The organism is Limnohabitans sp. MMS-10A-178, from assembly GCF_003063375.1.
In the GTDB taxonomy this organism is placed as follows: Bacteria; Pseudomonadota; Gammaproteobacteria; order Burkholderiales; family Burkholderiaceae_C; genus Limnohabitans_A.
The window spans coordinates 1,152,392-1,175,402 of record NZ_NERY01000001.1 but is presented as its reverse complement, the minus strand read 5'-3'; the positions used below and the strand labels follow the sequence as shown (position 1 = coordinate 1,175,402).

20 protein-coding genes are annotated in these 23,011 nt (G+C 54.1%); 16 read left to right on the top strand and 4 right to left on the bottom strand.

The window, feature by feature from the left end:
* The first annotated feature begins 20 nt into the window (after window positions 1–20).
* The 8 genes from pheA (at window position 21) to B9Z32_RS05765 (ending at window position 8,292) form a co-directional block, all read left to right on the top strand.
* A complete protein-coding gene (gene pheA, locus B9Z32_RS05800) occupies window positions 21–1,118 on the top strand; it encodes a prephenate dehydratase (protein ID WP_108421027.1) in 1,098 nt (365 codons plus the stop codon).
* A complete protein-coding gene (locus tag B9Z32_RS05795) occupies window positions 1,115–1,999 on the top strand; it encodes a prephenate dehydrogenase (protein ID WP_108420341.1) in 885 nt (294 codons plus the stop codon). The genes pheA and B9Z32_RS05795 overlap by 4 nt, the downstream gene beginning before the upstream one ends.
* A gap of 10 nt (window positions 2,000–2,009) precedes the next feature.
* Window positions 2,010–4,037 carry a bifunctional 3-phosphoshikimate 1-carboxyvinyltransferase/cytidylate kinase gene (locus B9Z32_RS05790; RefSeq protein WP_108420340.1) on the top strand — a complete coding sequence of 676 codons (2,028 nt, stop codon included), beginning with the start codon at window positions 2,010–2,012 and terminating at the stop codon, window positions 4,035–4,037.
* A gap of 178 nt (window positions 4,038–4,215) precedes the next feature.
* On the top strand, window positions 4,216–5,907 hold the full coding sequence (gene rpsA / locus B9Z32_RS05785) for a 30S ribosomal protein S1 (protein ID WP_108420339.1): 1,692 nt from the start codon (window positions 4,216–4,218) through the stop codon (window positions 5,905–5,907).
* An 81-nt stretch (window positions 5,908–5,988) separates the two neighbouring features.
* Entirely contained in the window at window positions 5,989–6,300 is a 312-nt protein-coding gene (locus B9Z32_RS05780) for an integration host factor subunit beta (RefSeq protein WP_108420338.1), read from the top strand.
* Window positions 6,301–6,401: 101 nt separating this feature from the next.
* Window positions 6,402–6,695, top strand: coding sequence for a lipopolysaccharide assembly LapA domain-containing protein (locus B9Z32_RS05775; RefSeq protein ID WP_108420337.1), 294 nt, complete (start codon window positions 6,402–6,404; stop codon window positions 6,693–6,695).
* Window positions 6,685–7,842: a lipopolysaccharide assembly protein LapB gene (gene lapB / locus B9Z32_RS05770; RefSeq protein WP_108420336.1), complete on the top strand. Its 1,158-nt coding sequence runs from the start codon at window positions 6,685–6,687 to the stop codon at window positions 7,840–7,842. Before B9Z32_RS05775 ends, lapB begins: the two co-directional genes overlap by 11 nt.
* Before the next feature lie 120 nt (window positions 7,843–7,962).
* Complete coding sequence (locus B9Z32_RS05765; RefSeq protein WP_108420335.1) at window positions 7,963–8,292, top strand: helix-hairpin-helix domain-containing protein; 330 nt, start codon at window positions 7,963–7,965, stop codon at window positions 8,290–8,292.
* Between the two features lie 52 nt (window positions 8,293–8,344).
* Here the strand turns inward: B9Z32_RS05765 and B9Z32_RS05760 are convergent, their stop codons facing one another.
* Window positions 8,345–12,001, bottom strand: coding sequence for a hydantoinase B/oxoprolinase family protein (locus B9Z32_RS05760; protein ID WP_108420334.1), 3,657 nt, complete (start codon window positions 11,999–12,001; stop codon window positions 8,345–8,347).
* A gap of 89 nt (window positions 12,002–12,090) precedes the next feature.
* Here B9Z32_RS05760 and B9Z32_RS05755 point away from each other — a divergent pair, with 89 nt between their 5' ends.
* From B9Z32_RS05755 to B9Z32_RS05720, 8 genes are all read left to right on the top strand, one after another.
* Window positions 12,091–13,032 (top strand): recombination-associated protein RdgC, encoded by a 942-nt coding sequence (locus tag B9Z32_RS05755; RefSeq protein WP_108420333.1) that lies wholly within the window; start codon window positions 12,091–12,093, stop codon window positions 13,030–13,032.
* Between the two features lie 99 nt (window positions 13,033–13,131).
* Window positions 13,132–13,599, top strand: a complete 468-nt coding sequence (locus B9Z32_RS05750) for a (2Fe-2S)-binding protein (protein ID WP_108420332.1) — start codon at window positions 13,132–13,134, stop codon at window positions 13,597–13,599.
* A 10-nt stretch (window positions 13,600–13,609) separates the two neighbouring features.
* Entirely contained in the window at window positions 13,610–15,985 is a 2,376-nt protein-coding gene (locus B9Z32_RS05745; RefSeq protein ID WP_108420331.1) for a xanthine dehydrogenase family protein molybdopterin-binding subunit, read from the top strand.
* A 22-nt stretch (window positions 15,986–16,007) separates the two neighbouring features.
* Complete coding sequence (locus B9Z32_RS05740) at window positions 16,008–16,799, top strand: xanthine dehydrogenase family protein subunit M (RefSeq protein WP_108420330.1); 792 nt, start codon at window positions 16,008–16,010, stop codon at window positions 16,797–16,799.
* Entirely contained in the window at window positions 16,796–17,716 is a 921-nt protein-coding gene (locus tag B9Z32_RS05735; protein ID WP_108420329.1) for a MoxR family ATPase, read from the top strand. Before B9Z32_RS05740 ends, B9Z32_RS05735 begins: the two co-directional genes overlap by 4 nt.
* 18 nt (window positions 17,717–17,734) lie before the next feature.
* Window positions 17,735–18,913 carry a VWA domain-containing protein gene (locus B9Z32_RS05730; protein WP_108420328.1) on the top strand — a complete coding sequence of 393 codons (1,179 nt, stop codon included), beginning with the start codon at window positions 17,735–17,737 and terminating at the stop codon, window positions 18,911–18,913.
* Between the two features lie 13 nt (window positions 18,914–18,926).
* Entirely contained in the window at window positions 18,927–19,511 is a 585-nt protein-coding gene (locus B9Z32_RS05725; protein WP_108420327.1) for a CoxG family protein, read from the top strand.
* 66 nt (window positions 19,512–19,577) lie between these two features.
* Window positions 19,578–20,618, top strand: coding sequence for an XdhC family protein (locus B9Z32_RS05720; RefSeq protein WP_108420326.1), 1,041 nt, complete (start codon window positions 19,578–19,580; stop codon window positions 20,616–20,618).
* Between the two features lie 18 nt (window positions 20,619–20,636).
* Here B9Z32_RS05720 and B9Z32_RS05715 read toward each other — a convergent pair whose 3' ends face one another.
* The 3 genes from B9Z32_RS05715 to B9Z32_RS05705 all read right to left on the bottom strand — a co-directional run bounded on the left by B9Z32_RS05715 (window position 20,637) and on the right by B9Z32_RS05705 (window position 22,959).
* Window positions 20,637–21,380, bottom strand: coding sequence for a substrate-binding domain-containing protein (locus tag B9Z32_RS05715; RefSeq protein ID WP_233248195.1), 744 nt, complete (start codon window positions 21,378–21,380; stop codon window positions 20,637–20,639).
* Window positions 21,381–21,469: 89 nt separating this feature from the next.
* Window positions 21,470–22,225: an ATP-binding cassette domain-containing protein gene (locus tag B9Z32_RS05710; protein WP_233248093.1), complete on the bottom strand. Its 756-nt coding sequence runs from the start codon at window positions 22,223–22,225 to the stop codon at window positions 21,470–21,472.
* Window positions 22,222–22,959: an ABC transporter permease gene (locus tag B9Z32_RS05705; RefSeq protein ID WP_108420324.1), complete on the bottom strand. Its 738-nt coding sequence runs from the start codon at window positions 22,957–22,959 to the stop codon at window positions 22,222–22,224. The genes B9Z32_RS05710 and B9Z32_RS05705 overlap by 4 nt, the downstream gene beginning before the upstream one ends.
* Window positions 22,960–23,011 lie beyond the last annotated feature (52 nt).

Here is a 23,011-nt window from a genome sequence, read left to right as displayed (position 1 = left end):
CTTTCTTGACTGAACTCAACATGACGCAACCTATTCAATCAGACGCTTTGGGCGAACTGCGCATTCAAATTGACTCGCTCGATCAGCAGCTCTTGAGCTTGCTGAACCAGCGCGCCAAAGTGGCTGAAAAAGTGGGTGAAATCAAACGCGCCGAAGGCTCGCCCTTCTTTCGTCCCGATCGCGTGGCGCAGGTCATTGCCAAAATTGAAAAGGCCAATCAAGGGCCTTTGCACAATGCCCATGTGGCCTCCATTTGGCGCGAAATCATGTCGGCATGTTTGGCCCTAGAGGCGCCACAGCGCGTTGCAGTGCTTGGCCCGCAAGGCACCTTCTGCGAACAAGCGGCCGTTGAATTTTTTGGCAGTGCGGCCAGCCTCATTTACTGCAACAACTTTGACGAAGTTTTTCATGCCACGGCCGCAGGCACAGCGCAGTACGGCGTGGTGGGCATGGAAAATTCAACTGAAGGCGTGGTGGCCAGATCGCTCGATTTGTTCTTGCGTTCACCGGTGCATGTCATAGGCGAAGTGAGTCTGTTGGTTCGCCACAATTTGCTGCGTCAAACCGACCACCTCAAAGACATTGAGGTGGTGCTCGCACATCCGCAAGCGCTGGCTCAATGCCAAAATTGGCTCACCCAACACCTTCCACACGCAGAGCGCCGCGCGGTTTCTAGCAATGCCGAGGGCGCTCGCTTGGCCGCTACAAATCCTGCTTGGGCCGGCATTGCCAGCGAGCGTGCAGCATCGCAGTTTGGACTGCACATTGTGGCGCACGCAATTCAAGACGAAGCCACCAACCGCACACGCTTTGCCGTCATCTGCTTGCCACAAACATTGGCCACGCCACCAGTGTCTGGCAAAGACTGCACCAGCTTGGTGGTCTCTGTGCCCAACAAACCAGGCGCTGTGCATGACTTGCTCATGCCCCTTAAGAACAACAGCGTATCGATGACGCGCTTTGAATCTCGCCCGGCCAAATCGGGTCAATGGGAATACTATTTCTACATCGACATTCAAGGCCACATTTCACAGCCCCATGTGGCAGCGGCCTTGCAAGAACTGCAAGGCCTGTGTGCCTTCTACAAGGTGTTGGGTTCCTACCCCATTTCGGAATGAAATTCAAAAAAGTCGCTCTCATTGGCTGCGGTCTGATGGGCGGCTCGTTTGCTTTGGCCGCTCGCATGGCTGGCTGGGCGCCTCACATCGTGGGCTACAGTGCTTCTGAATCGTCGCGCCAAAAGGCCCTCAGCATGGGCGTCATTGACCTTGCGGTCAACAGCATTGAGCAAGCGGTATCGGAGGCCGATTTGGTTTTATTGGCAGTGCCTGTGACGGCCACCGAAGCTTGCTTCAAAGCCATTGCCCCTGCCTTGAAACCAGATGCGCTTTTGATGGATGTGGGTTCAACCAAATCAGACATTGTGGCTGCGGCACTCAACACATTGGGTGACAAACTGCATTGCTTCGTGCCAGTTCATCCCATAGCCGGCAAAGAGGTGGCTGGCGTAGAACATTCCGATGCAGACCTGTACAAAGACCGCGCTTTAATTATCACGCCCATGGCCAGCTCAGGCGCGCCACAAGTACTGTTGGCCAAACAAATTTGGAAAAGCTTAGGCAGCTACATCACAGAGCTCACACCTGCCTCACACGATGCGGCATTTGCAGCTGTCAGCCATCTGCCTCATGTATTGTCCTACGCCATCATTCGCGGTATTTTTCAACAGCACAACGGAACAGACCTAATTGCACTGGGTGGCCCTGGCTTCCGAGATTTCTCACGCATTGCTGCCAGTGATCCAGTGATCTGGCGCGACATTTTGACCACCAACCGCGAGCAGGTCTTGTTTCAAATCAGCCACTTCAAAGAGGCACTGAACGACTTTGAAAAAGCAATTCGCGCCAACGAGCCTCAAGCCCTTGAAGACATGATCCGACAAGCCAGCGATTTGCGTTTCAATTGGCGCATGGGCGCCAACAAGCATTCAGAAGAATAAAGACGCCAACATGTTTGCCACCGCGTTTCTCGACCTTCCCTCTTTGCAACAAGCAGGCGGCACTGTCACTTTGCCTGGCTCCAAAAGTATTTCCAATCGCGTGTTGCTGTTGTCTGCGCTGTGTGCAGGAAGCACATGGGTTCACGACCTCTTAGATTCAGATGACACCCGCGTGATGTTGGCTGCCTTGCGCCAACTGGGCTGTGGCGTTGAATCCAAGGCAGGCACGAACAGCGTTTGCATTTCGGGCTTAGGACAAAGCACTGCCAACGGACAATCGGCAGGCTTCAAAAAGCCTTCAGAAGCCATTGAGTTATTTATGGGCAATGCCGGTACGGCCATGCGCCCGCTGACGGCGGCATTGGCGGTCATGGGTGGCGACTTCACACTCAAAGGTGTGCCGCGCATGCACGAACGGCCCATTGGCGATTTGGTCGATGCGCTGCGCCTCTTGGGTTGTCACATTGATTATTTGGGTAACGAAGGCTATCCGCCTTTGCGTGTGCGCTCACCGCAACTGCAACTCGATAAACCCATTCAAGTGCGCGGCGATGTGTCAAGCCAGTTCCTCACCGCACTTCTCATGTCCTTGCCTTTGGCGGCACAAAAAGACATCGTGATTGAAGTGGTGGGAGAACTCATTTCCAAGCCTTACATTGAAATCACCCTGAACTTGTTGGCGCGCTACGGCATCAAGGTCAAACGCGATGGTTGGCAACGTTTCACCATTTCTGCCGGCAGCCACTACACCTCGCCTGGTGAAATTCATGTCGAAGCCGATGCGTCATCGGCCAGTTATTTCATCGCCTTGGGTACCTTGGCGGCAACCGACCAAGCCGTTCGCATTCAAGGGGTGGGCGCATCCTCCATTCAAGGCGACATTCGCTTCATGGATGCCGCAGCACAAATGGGCGCACACATTGAAAGTGGCCCCAACTGGTTAGAAATCAAGCGTGGTGCATGGCCCCTCAAAGCCATCGACTTAGACTGCAATCACATTCCCGATGCCGCCATGACCTTGGCCGTTATGGCCCTGTATGCCGACGGTCCTAGCACCCTGCGCAACATTGCCAGCTGGCGTGTGAAGGAAACCGATCGCATTGCGGCCATGGCCAAAGAAGCGCGCAAGTTGGGCGCCCAAGTGGAAGAAGGCCCCGATTGGTTGCGCATTCACCCAATCCCAACTGGCCAATGGCAAGCCGCTAGCATTCACACCTACGACGATCACCGTGTGGCCATGTGCTTCTCTTTGGCCGCCTTCAACGCCGACCAACGAGCCGTGCGCATTGAAGACCCCAAGTGCGTGGCCAAAACATTTCCAGATTATTTCGAAGGGTTGTTCTCTTTGTCGCAAACACCCGCTGAACGCATCCCTGTCATTTGCATCGATGGCCCCACCGCTTCGGGCAAAGGCACTTTGTCTAGCTTGGTGGCACAACGTTTGGGCTACCACTACCTTGACTCTGGCGCCCTGTATCGCGTCACGGCTTATGCCGCGTTGCAGGCAGGCTTCAGCCTGGAGCCCGCCAATGAAGCCGCCATTGCGGCCATGGCCGAAAAACTGCCTGTGCGTTTTGACGGCGACAAAGTCTTGCTCAATGAGCAAGATGTGACCGACGCCATCCGCAGCGAAGAAGGCGGCATGAATGCCTCCAAAGTGTCCACTTTGCCCGCCGTTCGGGTGGCTTTGGTGGCCCTGCAGCACAGTTTTCAGCGCCTGCCCGGACTGCTGGCAGACGGCCGCGACATGGGCACCGTCATCTTTCCTGGTGCGCCTTTGAAGGTGTTTTTGACCGCCAGCGCCGCAAAAAGAGCCGACAGGCGCTATAAGCAATTGATTTCTAAAGGTTTTCAGGCTAAAATCGCCGATCTTCGGGCTGACTTAGAGGCTCGCGACCTGCGGGACAGTTCCCGTAGCGTGGCGCCCTTAAAGCCAGCGCAAGACGCAATGCTGCTAGACAACTCAGATTTGGGCATCGAACAATCGGTCACCCAAGTCCTTGACTGGTGGCAAAGCAAACAAGACTTCCCTGTTTGATCTAAAAGTTAAACAGAGAACTTGCCAGAGGCCCACAAGACACCCTCCGCGCTGCTTGCGCACATGTCTTGTGGTTCATCAACTTAACCCGCGTGAAAACGCAAACAACCGCCGCATCTTGCCTTGTTAACGACGCAATACCGCTGTCGTCAGACCTTTTTGCGGATTAGGAACTTGAATGTCAGAATCTTTTGCAGCCCTATTTGAAGAATCACTGAAGCGCACGGAAATGCGCCCAGGCGAAGTGATCACCGCTGAAGTTGTTCGCATCGAACACAACTTCGTGGTTGTTAACGCCGGCCTCAAATCTGAAGCCTACGTACCCCTGGAAGAATTCAAATCAGATCTGGGCGAAATCGAAGTCCAAGTGGGCGACTTCGTGTCTGTAGCCATTGGCTCTATCGAGAACGGCTACGGCGACACCATTTTGAGCCGTGACACTGCCAAGCGTTTGGCATCATGGTTGTCATTGGAAAAAGCCTTGGAATCCGGCGAATTCGTCACTGGCACCACCAGCGGCAAAGTCAAAGGCGGCCTCACTGTTTTGGTCAACGGCATTCGTGCTTTCTTGCCAGGCTCATTGGTTGACACACGTCCTACCAAAGACCTGTCACCGTACGAAAACAAGACCATGGAATTCAAGGTCATCAAGTTGGACCGCAAGCGCAACAACGTCGTTTTATCACGCCGTGCTGTGGTCGAAGCTTCGATGGGCGAAGAGCGCGCCAAACTGATGGAAAACCTCCGCGAAGGTTCAGTCGTTCACGGTGTGGTCAAGAACATCACCGAATACGGTGCATTCGTTGACTTGGGCGGCATCGATGGTTTGCTGCACATCACCGACATGGCATGGCGCCGTGTTCGTCACCCTTCAGAAGTGGTGCAAGCTGGTCAAGAAATTACCGCCAAGATCCTCAAGTTCGACACCGAGAAAAACCGCGTGTCCTTGGGCCTCAAGCAAATGGGCGACGATCCTTGGATGGGCGTCAACCGCCGCTACCCACAAAGCACCCGCATGTTCGGCAAGATCACCAACATCGCCGACTACGGCGCGTTTGTCGAACTCGAGCCAGGCATCGAAGGCTTGGTGCACGTCTCTGAAATGGACTGGACCAACAAGAACGTGGCACCTTCCAAGATCGTGTCATTGGGCGACGAAGTCGAAGTCATGGTTTTGGAAATCGACGAAGACAAGCGCCGCATCAGCTTGGGCATGAAGCAGTGCCGTGCCAACCCTTGGCAAGAGTTTGCTCAAAACACCAAGCGTGGCGACCGCGTCAAAGGCCCCATCAAGTCCATCACCGACTTCGGTGTGTTCGTGGGCTTGGCCGCTGGCATCGACGGTTTGGTTCACTTGTCCGACTTGTCATGGAACGAAACCGGCGAAGCCGCTGTTCGCAACTACAAGAAGGGTCAAGACGTTGAAGCCATCGTGTTGGCAGTTGACGTTGAGCGCGAGCGCATCAGCTTGGGCATCAAACAGCTCGACGGCGACCCATTCACCACTTTCGTGACAGTGAACGACAAGGGCCAAACAGTCACCGGTAAGGTCAAGACTGTTGACGCTCGCGGCGCTGAAATCGATTTGGGCGACGACATCATTGGTTACTTGCGCGCCAGCGAAATTTCACGCGATCGCGTGGAAGATGCTCGCAGCTTGCTGAAAGAAGGCGACGAAGTCACAGCCGTGGTCGTCAACGTCGATCGCAAGACACGCAACATCCAGTTGTCTATCAAGGCCAAAGATGCTGCCGATCAAAGTGAAGCCATGGCCAACTTGAGCCAACAGTCTTCACGCGAAAACGCTGGCACCACCAGCTTGGGCGCTCTGTTGCGTGCCAAGTTGGACAACAACGATTCAGCCGAATGATCTGCTGAAAACAAAAGCCTCTTGCCTAGCCCTTAGGGGGCTGGGCGGAGGCTTTTTCTATGCCTCTCGCACATTTTTCACATGACTCGATCCGACCTCGTTGAAGCCTTGGCTGCTCGCTTTGAGCAACTGACTCACCGTGACGCCGAATTCGCTGTCAAAACGGTTTTGGACGCCATGAGCGAAGCTTTGGTCAAAGGCCATCGCATCGAAATTCGCGGATTCGGCAGTTTCACCATCAATCGCAGGCCACCCCGCCTTGGGCGCAACCCCCGATCTGGCGAAAGCGTGCAAATTCCAGAAAAACGCGTGCCCCATTTCAAACCTGGCAAAGCTTTGCGCGAGGCTGTTGACCAAGGGTCATTGGACGTATTGCATGGCAAATCTGAATGAGCCTGTGCACGGAACGACGGAATAATTAGGCCCCTATCAGGGCCTTTTTTGTTTCTTCCCTTGGCATCGCCTTAGAATGACAGGGCTGTCTGAGGCTATTCATGAAACAATTTCTCAAGCTGCTTCAGTGGACACTGAATGCCGCTGTATTTTTTACCTTGTTTGCCTTCGCGCTGAACAATCAGCACGAGGCCAAGGTTTACTTTTTCTTTGGCACCCAATGGCGCTCGCCCATGGTCCTGATCGTGCTCGCTGCGTTTGCGCTGGGCATGGTGGTGGGTGTTTTAGGCATGGTGCCTCGCTGGTGGCGCCAAAGGCAAGAGGCCAAATCGACTCAAACCACCCCAGGCCCTTCTGCAAGCACCGAACAGCCGGAAGCCTCAAATGGAACTTGATCTGATTTGGATTTTGGTGGGATTGCCAGCCGCTTTTGGTTTAGGCTGGTTGGCCTCTAGGCTTGATTTAAGGCAATTGCGCATTGACAACCGTCAAGCCCCCCGCGCCTATTTCAAAGGTCTTAATTTTTTATTGAATGAGCAGCAAGACAAGGCCATTGATGCCTTCATTGAAGCCGTTCAAAACGACCCCGACACTTCAGAGTTGCACTTTGCCTTGGGCAATTTATTTCGCCGGCGTGGCGAATACGAGCGCGCTGTTCGGGTGCATGAACATTTGTTGTCGCGTGGCGACCTCAGCACAGCCGACCGTCAGCGCGCGCAAAATGCCCTTGCCAAAGATTTTGTCAAAGCTGGCTTGCTAGACCGCGCTGAAGACGCCTTGCGCAAACTTGAGGGTACCGCCTTCGAAGGCCAAGCCCGCTTGGCCCGCTTGGCCATTTATGAACGTTCTCGCGAATGGCCACAAGCTCGAGAAGTGGCCACCCAACTCGAACAATCGGGGGAGGTGAGCTTCGCGGTTCGCAAGGCTCACTACCTGTGCGAACAAGCCAGAGAACTCAATGCGCAAGGCAATGCAATCGGCGCTTTGCAATGCCTTCAAAATGCTTTGACAGAAGCCCCAGACGCTCCTCGCCCTCGCCTCTTGCTAGGACAACTGCAACTCAACCAAGGCCAAGCGCTTCAAGCCTGCGCCACTTTGAGTCAATTGTTTGAGTCAGCCTCTGTGGCAGCCCCTTTGGCAGCTGCCAGCTTGGTTCGTGCAGCTCAAGCAGCAGACCAGGTACCCTCCACTTTGTCTTTGCTCCAACAGCACTACGCTCAAAGCCCATGCATCGATGTGATGGACGCCATCGTGGCATTGGAAAAAACAGGCTCAGATTCAGACAAGCTCACCCGTCAAAGATACATCGAGCACCTTCAAAAGCAGCCCTCCCTGATTGCAGCTTCTCGCTGGTTAGCGGGCGCCGATTTGGGTACCGAGGCCACAAGCGCCCCTTTGCAAAAGGCACTCGAACAAGCGGCTCGTCCCTTGGCACGCTATCGCTGCGCGGCTTGCGGATTTGAGGCCAAAGAACATTTTTGGCACTGCCCTGGCTGCCAAGCTTGGGACAGCTACCCACCACGCCGCGTCGAAGAACTCTAGATTGCTTTCAAAGCATTGCTTGCGCTCACCTTGAATTGCAGAATGCACATCTAGCGTTCAATCAGCAGTTGAATCTGGTTTGCATCACCGTTGGGGTGATGTCAAACAAAGGAGTTCAACATGTTCAAGAAAATCTTAACCACCACCGCATTGCTGTTTTCACTCAGCAGCTTTGCTGCGATTGATGTCAACAAAGCCAATGCGGCCGATCTGGATGGCATCAAGGGCATTGGCCCTTCACTGTCAGGCAAAATTTTGAAAGAGCGCAGCAAGGGCAACTTCAAAGACTGGCCCGACCTCATGCTCCGTGTGAACGGCATGGGCGAGAAAAGTTCGGCCAAGCTCTCAGCCCAAGGCCTGACTGTTAACGGCTCCACCTATCAAGGTGGCACGGCAAGTGAGCCTGCAGCAAACAAGCCAGCAGACAAGCCTAAAGCGGGCAAGTCTTAAGCTGGTAAGTCTTAAGTAAAGCGGCTTGCTTTGAGTTTGAGTTTGAGCCAGTTCAAGCTTGAGGCAAGCCAAACCCACCGCCACCTGGCGTGTGAATTTCAAACACATCGCCTGGCGCCATTTCTACTTGGCCAATGTGTTTTAGCACCTCCACATGGCCATCTTTACGCATGACTTGGTTGATGCCAGGGGCACCCGATTGACCACCCGCCATGCCAAATGCTGGATGGACTCGGCCATTGGACAAGATGCTGGCCGTCATGGGTTCCAAGAAACGAATGCGGCGCACTCCGCCCATGCCGCCATGCCATTTGCCTTGACCACCCGAGCCTTCGCGCAATGCATAACTTTCCAAACGCACAGGGAATCGGAATTCCAAAATCTCTGGATCGGTCAGGCGTGAGTTGGTCATGTGGGTTTGAACCACCGAGGTGCCATGAAAGCCCGAGGTCATTTGCCCCTGTTCGTCCACCATCACGCCCGCACCACTGCCGCCCGAAATGGTTTCGTAGTACTGGTACTTTGCATTGCCAAACGTGAAGTTGTTCATGGTGGGCTGACTGCCCGCCATCACACCCAAAGCGCCAAACAGCGCATTGGTAATGCAGCTCGATGTTTCCACATTGCCCGCCACCACAGAGGCAGGAAAGTTGGGGTTGAGCATGCAGCCCTCAGGAATGATCACCTTCAAAGGTTTCAGGCAACCCTCATTCAAGGGAATGTCGTCGTTCACCAAACTTCTAAAGACATACAACACGGCAGCCATGCACACCGCAGTGGGCGCATTGAAGTTGTTGGTCTGCTGAACACTGGTGCCCGTGAAGTCAATTTCTGCACTGCGGTTTTGGGCATCTACGCGCACGGCCACTTGAATTTGCGAACCATTGTCTAGTGGCAATGTGAAGCTGCCATTTTTCAAGCGTGTGATCACGCGTCTTACAGATTCTTCGGCGTTGTCTTGAACATGGCGCATGTAGGCCTGCACCACATCCAAACCAAATTCGGCCACCATTTTGTGCAGCTCTTGCACACCCTTTTCGTTGGCCGCCAATTGGGCGCGCAAGTCGGCCATGTTTTGCTTAGGATTGCGGCTGGGATATTGACCACTGGACAGCAGCGCCAGCATGTCTTGCTCTTGCAACACACCTTCCGACACCAACTTGACGTTGTTGATTTGCACACCTTCTTCTTGAATGGTGGTGGAAAAAGGCGGCATCGAGCCTGGCGTGGTACCGCCAATGTCAGCATGGTGACCACGAGAGCCCACATAAAACTCTGGTTGAATTGCACCCTCTAAAAACACCGGCGTGATAACGGTCACATCAGGCAAATGCGTGCCGCCGTGATAGGGGTCATTGAGCACAAAGACATCACCACGGCGCATCTGGCCTGCGTTTTCGCGAATGACCGTTTTGATACTTTCGCCCATGCTGCCCAAGTGCACAGGCATGTGTGGCGCATTGGCAATTAGATGTCCCTCTGAACTGAACAAGGCACAAGAAAAATCAAGGCGTTCCTTGATATTCACCGAGTAAGCGGTGTTTTGCAGTTGCAAACCCATTTGCTCTGCAATGTTCATGAAGAGGTTGTTAAACACTTCCAACAAGACAGGATCGACCGAGGTACCCGCAGCATGTTTGGTTTGACGCACTTCCACGCGATTCAAAAGCAGATGGTCTAAAGCTGTTACTTGTGCTTGCCATCCAGGCTCTACCACCGTAGTGGCATTTTTCTCGGCGATGATGGCTGGGCCTGCAATGACATCGCCTATGCGCAAATCTTCGCGCACAAACAAACCGGCCTCCCACCAACGCGACTCGCCATCTGAGCCCGCAGAGTACATGCGCACGCTAGCGCGCTGAGGCACATTGCGCGCAGGATTGAGCGCATGAGGCACTTCAACCGCGGCATCACCTTGGATGACAGCCTCTACAGAAACTGCCTCCACCATGAGCGATTTACCCACCATCAAAAATGCAAATCGTTGACGGTAAGCCTGCTCAAAACGTGCCGTGATTTCCTCCAGGCTACCCATGTCAACCACCAAGGCTGAATCACTGCCCTCATATCGGACATGCACACGCTCGTGCAATTGAATCACATCGCCCAAGGCTTGCTTGGCCAAGGCTGATCTGGCAGCATCAGCCAAACTTTTGAGCGGCAACAGCAAGGATGGCATAGCCTCGGGTGTGAGGCGCATTTCAACCGCTTGCTCGCGAATCAAGCTTTGATCGGCCAAGCCCATGCCATACGCCGACAACACGCCGGCCAAAGGATGTGCATAGACTTGCTTCATACCCAGCGCATCGGCCACCATGCATGCGTGCTGACCGCCTGCCCCACCAAAGCACTGCAAGGTATAACGCGTGACGTCGTAGCCGCGCGCCACTGAAATTTTCTTGATGGCATTGGCCATCTGCTGAACCGCAATGCGCAAGAAACCATCTGCAATGGCTTCAGCAGGCCGGTTCATTTGATTGGACAAATCGGCAAAGCGCTCTACTACCGCCTGCTTGTCTAAAGTTTGATTGCCCTCAGGGCCAAACACCGCGGGAAAGAAATCAGGTTGTACCTTGCCCACCAACACATTGGCATCGGTCACGGCCAATGGACCGCCTCGTCTGTAACTGGCAGGGCCAGGATTGGCGCCAGCGCTTTGAGGTCCCACGCGCAAACGTGAACCGTCAAATTGCAACAAAGAACCTCCCCCCGCCGCCACCGTGTGGATGCTCATCATGGGTGCGCGCATGCGAACGCCTGCCACTTGCGTTTCAAACTCTCGCTCAAACTGTCCAGCGTAATGCGACACATCGGTCGACGTGCCGCCCATGTCAAAGCCAATCACTTTGTCGTGTCCAGCGCCTTGCGCAGTGCGTGCCATGCCAACAATACCGCCTGCGGGGCCACTCAAAATGGCATATTTGCCGGCAAAGGCATGCGCATCGGTGAGGCCACCCGAAGACTGCATGAACATCAATTTGACGCCTGGCATTTCAGTAGCCACTTGATCGACATAGCGAAGCAAGATGGGCGACAAATAAGCATCCACCACCGTGGTGTCACCTCGGCTGACAAACTTCATCAAGGGACTGGTTTGATGCGACGTGCTAATTTGGGTAAAGCCAATTTCACGCGCCAATTTGGCAGCTATGATTTCGTGCGCTTGATAACGATACGCGTGCATGAACACAATGGCCACGCTGCGAATACCGATATCAAATTGAGCCTGCAACTGAACGCGCAATTCAGCGTCATTCAAAGGCTCAATGACTTCACCTTGCGCCGACATGCGCTCGTGTGCTTCGATCACTTCGCTGTAAAGAAGCTCGGGCAAGACAATGTGTCGGTCAAACAAGCGGGGTCGGTTTTGATAAGCGATGCGCAATGCATCTCTAAATCCGCGCGTTGTAACCAACAATGTTTTTTCACCCTTGCGCTCTAGCAATGCATTGGTGGCCACTGTGGTGCCCATCTTCACGCAACTCACAGCCGACGGCGTGACGGCCTCATGCTGCTTCAAACCCAGCAAAAACCGAATGCCAGCAACCGCAGCATCTTTGTACTGACCAGGGTTTTCTGACAACAGCTTGTGCGTCACGAGTTGGCCATCGGGCCGCTTGCCGACGATGTCTGTGAAAGTGCCCCCCCGGTCAATCCAAAATTGCCAAGATGTTTGATCTGCGTTCAGTAGAGGCGGAAGCGACTGCATTTTGTGTTGAAAGGTACGAATAGAAACATGGTTTCTACTATCATTGATACAAATTTGACTTTAGGTCAAACAACCCCGCAAGGATATACGTGTTTAAAAATGTCATGGCCTACCGCATAGGGCCCAACTGGAACGCCACCGTACCAGAAATTGAAAGTGCTTTTTCAGCCAACCGATTCATTGAATGCACACCTGGTCAAGACAAATCCGTAGGCTGGTCCGAGCCGAGGGGCCTTGAAAATGGCCCCTTGATTGAGTCTATTGGCGGTCAGTGGATTGCCAAGTTGCTGATTGAAACCAAAGCGGTCCCCTCCTCTGTGGTCAAACGCAAAGCCGAATTGCAGGCGCAAGATATCCAAGCCAAGACCGGCCGCAAGCCTGGCAAAAAAGAAAATCGCGAAATGCGCGAAGACATTCTGCAAAGCCTGCTGCCTCAAGCCTTTGCCAAGCAAGCTTCTGTCATGGTCTGGATCAACCCCCAAGATCGACTATTGGCCATAGATGCGGCCAGCACAGGCAAAGCCGATGAGGTCATCACCCAGTTGGTTCGCGCCTTGCCAGGCCTAGACTTGAACTTGCTGCAAACTGCCACATCCCCACAAGCCGGAATGGCGGCCTGGCTATTGACCACCGACACTGACGATCTGCCAAGATCTTTGAGCATAGAAAAAGAATGTGTTTTGAAGTCGGGCGCAGAAGACCAGCCCATGGTGAAGTACACACGGCATAACCTTAGCACCGAGGAAGTGCGCAAACATGTGCGCGAGGGCAAGCTCCCCACCCAATTGGCGCTAAGCTGGGAAGGCAAAGCCAGCTTCGTCTTGACCGAGGGCTTGCAGCTTAAAAAAGTCACCTTTTTAGATGGCACCCAAGCAGACACAGGCAGCACCGAAGGGGAAGACAAATTTGATGCCGATGTGGTTTTGAGCACTGGGATGCTAGGCCCATTGCTCAAAGATGTGATCGATGCGCTGGGTGGCGAAAACGTCTTTGCCGAGTCTGCCAGCGACGAAGATGGCCCGCCCTTTTGAGATTTGTGAATGAATTCTTAAACCTAAGGGAAACTACTTAAAAAGAAGGGGCTGACCGCGTGATCTACTGGAGGATAAATTCACCCTCAGGAGTTACGCATGCAGGTTCAAATGAAGGTCAACGGCAAATCAGTTTCCGTTGACGCAGCCCCCAACACTTTGCTCGTCAACGCACTGCGCGAGCACCTCAAACTTACCGGCACCCACGTGGGCTGCGATACAGCCCAATGTGGTGCATGTACCGTTCATGTCAACGGCCGTGCCGTCAAGTCTTGCAACATGCTCACCGCACAAGCGCAAGGCGCCGAAGTTACCACCATTGAAGGTATGGCCCAAGCCGATGGCACCATGCACCCCATGCAAGCCGCATTCAAAGAATGCCACGGCTTGCAGTGCGGCTTCTGCACACCTGGCATGGTCATGAGCGCGGTCGACATTGCCAACCGCCACCCCAACGCCAGCGAACTCGAAATTCGCGAATTGCTCGAAGGCAATCTGTGCCGTTGCACGGGTTACCAAAACATTGTCAAAGCCGTGCAGCAGGGTTGTGCTGCTATGAAAGCTTAAGGAGCTCATCATGGGTGCATCAGATTTCTCCAAACTTCCTCACATCGGTGAGTCCTTGCGTCGCAAGGAAGACTACCGCTTCCTCACTGGCGCCGGCAACTACACCGACGACATTCGCCTAGACAACATGACGCACGCCGTGTTCGTGCGCTCGCCTCATGCCCACGCCAACATCAAGAGCATCAACAAAGCCAAGGCTTTGGCAGCGCCTGGTGTGGTGGCCGTGCTTGACGGCCCCGATGTGGTCGATGCCAAAATCAATGGTCTGCCCTGCGGCTGGCTCATTACAGACACCAGCGGCAAGCCCATGAACGAGCCACCTCACCCCATTCTTGCCAATGGCAAGGTGCGCTATGTGGGCGACCACGTGGCCATGGTGGTGGCCGAAACTTTGGAGCAAGCTAAAAACGCTGCCGAGTTGGTGGAAGTTGAATATGACGTGCTGCCCGCGGTGGTCGATGTGCGCCAAGCCAAATCTGCCACAGCCCTGCACGCTGAGGCACCCAACAACCATTGCTACAACTGGGCCATTGGCGACAAGGCTGCTGTTGATGCTGCGTTTGCAGGTGCTGCGCACGTTACCAAGCTTGATTTGATTAACAACCGCTTGGCACCCAACCCCATGGAGCCACGCGCCGCCATTGGCAGCTACAACCGCGCCAGCGACGAGTACACACTCTATGTGTCCAATCAAAATCCGCACGTCGAGCGCTTGCTCATGACCGCGTTTGTGCTGGGCTTGCCTGAGCACAAGGTGCGCGTCATTGCACCCGATGTGGGTGGTGGTTTTGGCGCCAAAATTTATCTGTACGCCGAAGATGTGTGCCTGACTTGGGCTTCCAAAAAGCTCAACCGCAACATCAAATGGAATTGCGATCGCTCAGAAGCATTCTTAAGCGACGCACACGGCCGTGACCATTCCAGCCATGCAGAGTTGGCCATCGACAAAGACGGTAAGTTCTTGGCATTGCGCGTCCACACCGACGCCAACTTGGGCGCCTACTTGTCTACGTTCTCAACTGCTGTTCCAACCATTCTCTACGCCACCTTGTTGGCCGGCCAATACGCTACACCTCAGGTGTATGTGGAAGTAGATGCTTGGTTTACCAACACAGCCCCTGTCGATGCGTATCGCGGCGCGGGTCGTCCCGAAGCCACCTACTTGCTCGAGCGCATTGTGTCTCGCGCAGCGTTTGAGCTGGGCATGACGCAAGACGCCATTCGCAGCAAGAACTTCATCACGCAGTTTCCTTACCAAACGCCAGTGGCTTTGCAGTACGACACCGGCGATTTCCATGCACTCATGAACCACGCCAACAAACTGGGCGATGTGGCAGGCTTCCCCGCCCGCAAAGCGGCCAGTGCAGCCAAGGGTTTGCTGCGCGGCATTGGTTACTCCAGCTACATCGAAGCTTGCGGTTTGGCCCCCAGCAACGTGGCCGGCGCCTTGGGCGCTCGTGCTGGTTTGTTTGAGTGCGGCGAAGTGCGTGTGCACCCCACAGGCAGCGTCACCGTGTTCACCGGCTCGCACAGCCATGGTCAAGGCCACGAAACCACCTTTGCACAAGTGGTGGCCGCGCGCTTGGGCATTCCCGTTGAAAACGTCGACATCGTTCACGGCGACACCGGCCGCGTGCCTTTCGGTATGGGCACTTATGGCTCACGCTCTATTTCTGTGGGCGGCGCCGCACTCATGCGCGCCCTCGACAAAATTGAAGCCAAGGCCAAGAAAATTGCCGCCCACCTCATGGAAGCCGGCGATGCCGACATTGAGTTTGCCAACGGCGAATTCAGTGTCAAGGGCACCGACAAGAAAATTCCATTTGGCAGCGTTGCACTCACAGCCTATGTGCCCCACAACTATCCCTTGGACAAGTTGGAGCCAGGCCTCAACGAAACCGCTTTCTACGACCCCACCAACTTCACCTTCCCAGCTGGCACTTACATCTGCGAAGTAGAAATTGATCCCCAAACGGGCGTGACCAAAATCGACAAGTTCACAGCAGTGGACGACTTTGGCACCATCATCAACCCCATGATTGTGGAAGGCCAAGTGCATGGCGGTTTGGTGCAAGGCATTGGCCAAGCGCTCATGGAAAACTGCGTGTACGACAAAGAAACCGGCCAGCTCCTAACTGGCTCTTTCATGGACTACACCATGCCCCGCGCCGACGACTTCCCAGTGTTCGCCATTGGTCACGAGTGCACACCTTGCACCACCAACCCATTGGGCACCAAAGGTTGCGGCGAAGCGGGCGCCATTGGCTCACCCCCTTCTGTCATCAATGCCGTGCTTGACGCGTTGGCGCCACTGGGTGTCAAAGACTTTGACATGCCTGCCACCCCCCACCGCGTGTGGGAAGCCATTCAAGCCGCCAAGCATTAATTAGAAATTTGGAGAACTCAACATGTACGCATTCAAATACGAACGCCCTACCGCATTGGCAGATGCGCAAAAAGCAGCGCAGGCTGGTGGTCAAGTTTTGGCTGGTGGCCAAACCATGATCGCTGCCATGAAGCAGCGCCTGCAACAGCCAGAAACCCTGATTGACTTGGCCGCTATCAGTGGCTTGGCTGGCATCAAAATGGACGGCAACAACATTGTCATTGGCGCCATGACACGCCACCAAGATGTGGCCGACAACGCCGACGTTCAAAAGAACATTCCAGGCTTGGCTTTATTGGCCAACAACATTGGTGACAAGCAAGTCCGCGCCATGGGCACCATTGGTGGCTCTGTGGCCAACAACGACCCTGCAGCTTGCTACCCCAGTGCCTTGTTGGCTTTGGGCGCCACCATCCACACAGACAAGCGCACCATCAAGGCAGATGACTTCTTTCTGGGCATGTATGCCACCGCATTAGACGCAGGCGAAATCATCACCGCTGTGAGTTTCCCCATTCCCAGCAAGTCGGCCTATGCCAAGTTCAATCAACCTGCCTCACGCTTTGCGTTGGTGGGTGTGTTTGTGGCACAAACCGCTGGTGGTGCTCGTGTGGCCATCACCGGTGCAGGCAATGGCGTGTTCCGCCATGCTGGCATGGAAGCCGCATTGACAAAAAGTTTTACCCCAGAAGCAGTGGCCGGTATCGCGGTAGACTCTACAGATCTCAATGCCGACCTGCACGCTTCAAAGGCCTATCGCGCTCACCTGATCACCGTGCAAACTCAAAGGGCGGTGAAACAGGCGAACGGATGACCGCAAAAGACACTTTCAAATCTATTGACGAACTTGCCCAAGCCCTTCAAGGCGTGGGCTATTTCGCGGAACGGCGGCTTATCACCGCCGTTTTTTTGAGCCTCAAATTAGAGCGCCCTCTCCTTTTAGAAGGAGAACCTGGCGTTGGCAAAACCGAGCTGGCCAAAGCGTTGGCCAAAATTCTAGGACGACCCCTCATTCGTTTGCAATGCTACGACGGCATGGAGCAACGCGAGGCTCTCTACGAATGGAACCACGCTGCGCAGTTATTGCACATGCGCGCGGCAGCCGCTCAGACCGGCTCAAGTGCAACTCCCCAAGACATTGAACGCGAGGTGTATCAAAAGCGTTTCTTGGTCAAGCGCCCTTTGCTCGAAGCCCTGCAAACGCCCCCACCTGGCGCTCTGCTGCTAATCGATGAGGTTGACCGCGCCGACGAACCCTTTGAAGCTTTTTTACTGGAGTATTTGGGCGAGTACCAAGTGAGCATTCCAGAACTGGGCACCATCAAAGCCGAGGTGGCACCCGTTACCATTCTCACCAGCAACCGCACGCGCGACTTGAACGACGCCGTGAAGCGCCGCTGCCTTTATCAGTGGATGGACTACCCCGATCGCGAGCGTGAATTGGCCGTGGTCAGGTCCCAAGTGCCTGAGGCCAGTGCCCAACTCACCGAGCAAGTGGCCGAGTTTGTGGGACGCCTTAGAAGCCAGCCATTCTCGAGTGCGTTTCAACGAGCTCCTGGCATTGCAGAAAGTGTGGAATGGGCCAAGGCCTTGGTGGCCCTGGACACACTCACCCTTGACCCTGAAGTGGTGCAAGACACGGTGGGCATTTTGTTCAAGCAGCGCGAAGACATTGCCGCCATCACGCCCTTGCTGAACGATTTGCTAGCGCCTGCCCCAAGCCAGCTTTAAAACTCAGGCTTTGTCATCATGCTATTGGGCGACGCGCGCAGCGGCAAACTCAGCGACAACATCACAGGTTTTGCTCGCGCACTCAGGCGTGCGGGTCTGCCTGTTGATGCCTCTCGCATTAGCTTGGCCATTGAATCTGCAGGGCTCACAGGCATAGAGAGAAAAGACGATTTGGCAGCGGCATTGAAGGCCTGCTTGGTCAATCGACAAGAAGACATGGTGGTTTTCGATCAAATGTTTGCAGCATTTTTTAGAGACCCAGAGCTCACGCGCCAGCTCCTCTCGCAACTTTTGCCCAAAGCCACCACGCCCTCACCAGGTGTTCCCCGCAAATCAAGGGTGCAAGAAGCTTTGGCGGCCAAAAACAAGCAAAACGACCCTGGCAAGCCCAAAGAAGATGAATTGAAATTTGACGCGGCCATGAGCGCCAGCGATCGTCAAAGACTGCAACAAGCCGACTTTCAAAGTTTGAGCGCCAGCGAATTCAAGTTGGTCGAAAAATTGGCCAGGCAAGTGAAACTGCCCCTGCCCAAAATTCAAGGGCGAAGAACGCGCACGGGCGGTCGAGGCGATCGCATTCACTGGTCCAAAACCATGCAGATGGCAGCACGGCAAGATGGCGATGTTTTCTCTTTGCCACGCATGCAAAGAAAGCCGCAAGCCCTGCCCCTTCTTATTTTGGTCGACATATCCGGCTCTATGGAGCGCTATGCCCGTCTTTTACTGGCATTTTTACACCATGCCACACGGTGCACCCCTAGGCAAATTTACGCCTTTGGCACCGATCTGACCGACTTGAACCAAGCCTTCAAACTGCGCGACACCGATGACATGCTATCTGCGGCCAGCCGTCAAATTCAAGATTTTGCAGGCGGCACTCAACTTGGCAAATCGCTCACCCATTTCCGGTCAAATTTCGGCAAAAAGCTCACAGGCAGGCGCACTGTGGTGCTGTTAATCAGTGATGGGCTCGATACGGGCACCCCAGAGACGCTAGACTCGGAGATTGTTTGGCTAAAACGACACACGCGCTCTTTGCTTTGGCTCAACCCGCTGCTCAGGTTTGACGGGTACGCTCCCATCGCAACGGGCGCCAGTGTTTTGAATCGCCATGTAGATGGCATGTTGGCCATTCACAATTTATCTCGCTTGGAAGAATTGGCGCAAGCCTTGACCAAGCTGTTGAAAACGAATTAACGGAGAACACAAAATGGACATGCAAGGTCAACGCGTATTACACGTCACCCAAGCACAAGCTTGGGATGCCCTCAACGATCCCGAAATTTTAAAGTCCTGCATTCCAGGTTGCGATAAATTTGAACTCACTGATCCCAATGTTTACAACGTGGGCGTGGCCATCAAAATTGGCCCAGTGTCTGCCAAGTTCTCTGGCAAGGTCACCTTGTCTGACATTCAAGCTCCCAATTCATATGCCTTGAATTTTGAAGCGCAAGGTGGGGTAGCCGGTTTTGGCAAAGGTGAATCGCAAGTTTCATTGCACCCCCATGCCGAGGGCTGTGAATTGAAGTACACCGTGCACTCTACCGTGGGTGGCAAATTGGCCCAGCTGGGACAACGCCTCATTGATGGCGCGGCCAAATCTTTGGCCGAAGATTTCTTCAAACGTTTTGACGAATCGCTGCAAGCCAAGTACCCAAGCAATGAACCTGAAACAGAAACAGAAACAAAACCTGTTGCAACGGTTGAAGCAGCGCCCTCTTCGGGTTCAGTACCCAGCTGGGTTTGGTTGGCTTTGCTGGTGGGCGCAGGCGCGGTTTGGTTCATGGTGCGCTAATTCATCAAAAGCAAAAGCAAAAGTAAAAGCAGAATCGAAATCCAAATCCAAATCCAAAGCGGCATCATGGAAAACCTAGACATCGTTGTCTTAAGAACGCTCAAAGCTTGGCGTGAAGCTGGGCAGAAGGCCTTGCTCACCACCGTGGTTCGAACTTGGGGTTCATCGCCGCGCCCTGTCGGCTCCATCATGGCGCTGTGCGAAACGGGTGCCGTGGTGGGCTCAGTGTCTGGTGGTTGTATTGAAGACGACCTCATTGCCCAATACAGCAAAGCCAATGCCATCATTGACAGCGCGCCAGTTCAATTGAAATATGGCATCAGTGCCGATGAAGCGCATCGGTTTGGCCTGCCTTGCGGCGGCACCTTAGAGCTGTTGCTAGAGTTCAATCCAGATGCTGGCAGCCTAGCCCAATTGATTGAGTTCCTTGAAAAAGGACAACTCACTCAAAGAGCCACCAACTTGAAAACTGGCGCAGTCACTTTGACCACCAGCAACGCGCCCAGCGAATTGCACATCGATGAGGCTCAGCTCATCAACACCTTTGGACCTGAGTACCGCATGTTGCTCATTGGTGCAGGTCAAATGACCGAGTACTTGGCCACCATGGCCCTCTTCAATGGCTTTGCCGTCACTGTGTGCGATCCGCGCGAAGAATACAGAGGCGCATGGTCGGTGGCGGGAGTGACAATCAAACACGACATGCCAGACGATTTGGTTCTGAGCTTCAAGCCCGACATGCGCAGTTGCGTCATTGCCCTCACCCACGACCCCAAGCTAGACGATTTGGCTTTGTTGGCGGCTTTAGAAACCGATGCCTTCTACATCGGCGCCATAGGTTCTAGGCGCAACAACATTCTGCGCCAGCAACGCATGATTGAGCACTTCGATCAAACAGAAAGCTCCCTTGCCAGACTGCGCGGCCCTATCGGCATTTACATTGGCAGCAAAACACCCGCCGAAATTGCCGTCAGCATCATGGCTGAAGTGTTGGCTGTCAAAAATGGCGTGCCACTGCCACGCGACATGGATGTGGCACACGCCAAAAACACGTACGAAGGACCGCCCATCGATCCTTCGGTGCCAGTTTGTTTCACGGGACGTTAATTAAAGCGATCAATTTGATCAAGGCGCCGCGTTGGGGAAGAACACCGACTCCCCGCCAATTTTGTAGCCCGCAATGACAGCTTGGCCTGGCTTGGACACAATCCAGTCAACAAACTTTTGCGCCTCTGCGCGTTTCACATGGGGGTGTTTGGCTGGGTTGACCACCATCACGCCATATTGGTTAAACAAGCGAGCATCGCCTTCAACCAAAATTCTCAAATCACCTCGATTTTTAAAATTCAACCAAGTACCGCGGTCCGTTAACACATAGGCACCTGTGGATGCGCCAATGTTCAAAGCGGGGCCCATGCCGCAACCGCACTCTTTGTAGCCTGTGCCTTTTTTGTCGGTCATTGCGGCTTGGCTCCAAAACCTCAACTCGGCAGCATGTGTGCCACTTTTGTCACCCCTTGAAACAAATGCAGCATTGCCAGCCGAGATTTTTTTGAGCGCAGCCACGATGTCGTTGCCCTTCACATTGGCGGGATCTGCTTGGGGGCCCACCACCACAAAGTCGTTGTACATCACCGCCAATCGTTTGAGGCCAAAGCCATCGGCCACAAATTTTTCTTCGGCCACTTGGTCATGCACAAACACCACATCGGCATCGCCGCGGCGTGCCATGTCGAGTGCTTGGCCTGTGCCCAAGGCCACCACCTTGATGTCAATGCCGCTGGCTTTTTTAAATTCTGGCAAGAGGTGGCCAAACAAGCCCGATTGCTCTGTGGACGTGGTGGAAGACATCACAATGGATTGGGCCATGGCGTGTGCCGTGAATCCCGTCAAGACAAGGCCCAAGGCCACATGCCGCAATTTGCGAGTCAGAGGCAAAAGTTTAAAAATAGAACGCATTAAGTTTCTCCTTGCAGAAATAAAAAAGCTTGATGACTGTGTTGTTTCAGACAATTGGCGTCGAAAAAATCAGCGGTGGGCAAGTCGGCCAAGACCTTGCCTTGCTCTAGGTAAATGACGCGGCTGGCCCAACGCTTCACCTGCCCCAAGTTGTGGCTGGCAAATACCAAAGTGGTTGCCAATTGCTGACCTTGAGGCCGAATGAGTTGGTGCACAAGTGCCTCCACTTCGCGTTTGGCAGGCGGGTCCAAGCTGGCGGTGGGCTCGTCTAAAAATAACAATTGAGGTTCACGGGCCCATGCCCGTGCTAAGGCCAATCGCTGTTGTTGCCCGCCCGATAAAGTGGCTGCATTTTGTTGAGTGACACCGGACAAACCAACCACCGACAGTGCCTCTAGCGCACGCTGTTTGCAAGCACGCCAATTCAGTTGAAGGCTTCGGTCTAGCCACAAGCCGATGGCCACATTGTTCAAGCTGCTGCTGCGCAGCATGTGCGGCCTTTGAAACAGCATGGCTTGTCGGCATAAGGGCAAATGCACCGTGCCTTGGGTAGGTTGATGCAGACCATTCATCAGCCGAAGCACTGTACTTTTGCCAGATCCATTGGCACCAATCAGGGCCACCTGCTCACCCGAAAAAATGTTCAGAGAAACATCTTGCAGGGCTTGCACACCCCCAAGCTTCAGGCTAACTTGATGAAGTGAAATCAAGGCACGCATGTCACTCATACCACTTGTGTCATTGGCGTCACTCATGCCACCCACCCACGCAAACTGTTTTGCCCTTTAAGTTGCGCTTGATTTTGCCAATAACGCAGCAGCGACAACATCACATTCAAGCAACCCACAATGCCCAGCAAAATAATGCCCAGAGCCAAGGCCAAAGGCAAATCTCCCTTGCTGGTTTCTAGCGCAATGGCAGTGGTCATGACCCGCGTAAAGCCCTCTATGTTGCCGCCCACAATCATGACCGCACCGACCTCTGAAATAGCCCGTCCAAAACATGCCACCACAATGGTGAGCAAGGCGAACCGTTCGTTCCAGGCCAATAAAATGCTTCGCAACACATTGCCGGCTCCTAAAGACCGCCATTGCTCGCCGTGGGCCAATTCAACATCCTCAACCACCTGCCGAGACAGTGCAGCGGCCACTGGCACCACCAAAATGAATTGGGCCAAAACCATGGCCTTGAAGCTGAACAACCAACCCAAAAATCCCAAGGGCCCTGTGCGCGACAAGAGCAAATAAATCACCAAGCCCACCACCACAGAAGGCAGTGCCAAAAAAGTGTTGAGAACGGTCAGCACTGCTGTCCTGCCCGCAAACTTGGAGACCCCCAAAAACGCACCCAGCCCAATGCCAGCCACGCAGCCTAAGAAGCACGCCGTGGCACTGACGCCCAGCGAGCGCCCTGCAATGGTCCAAAGCCCGGGATCAAGGGAAGTAATGAGATGCAGCGCCGTGACAGCGCTGTCTGAAAAAGTGTTCATTTGGATTCAATCGAGCGCTGATGCTAACCCTTTTGAATCACCCTTTCTACAG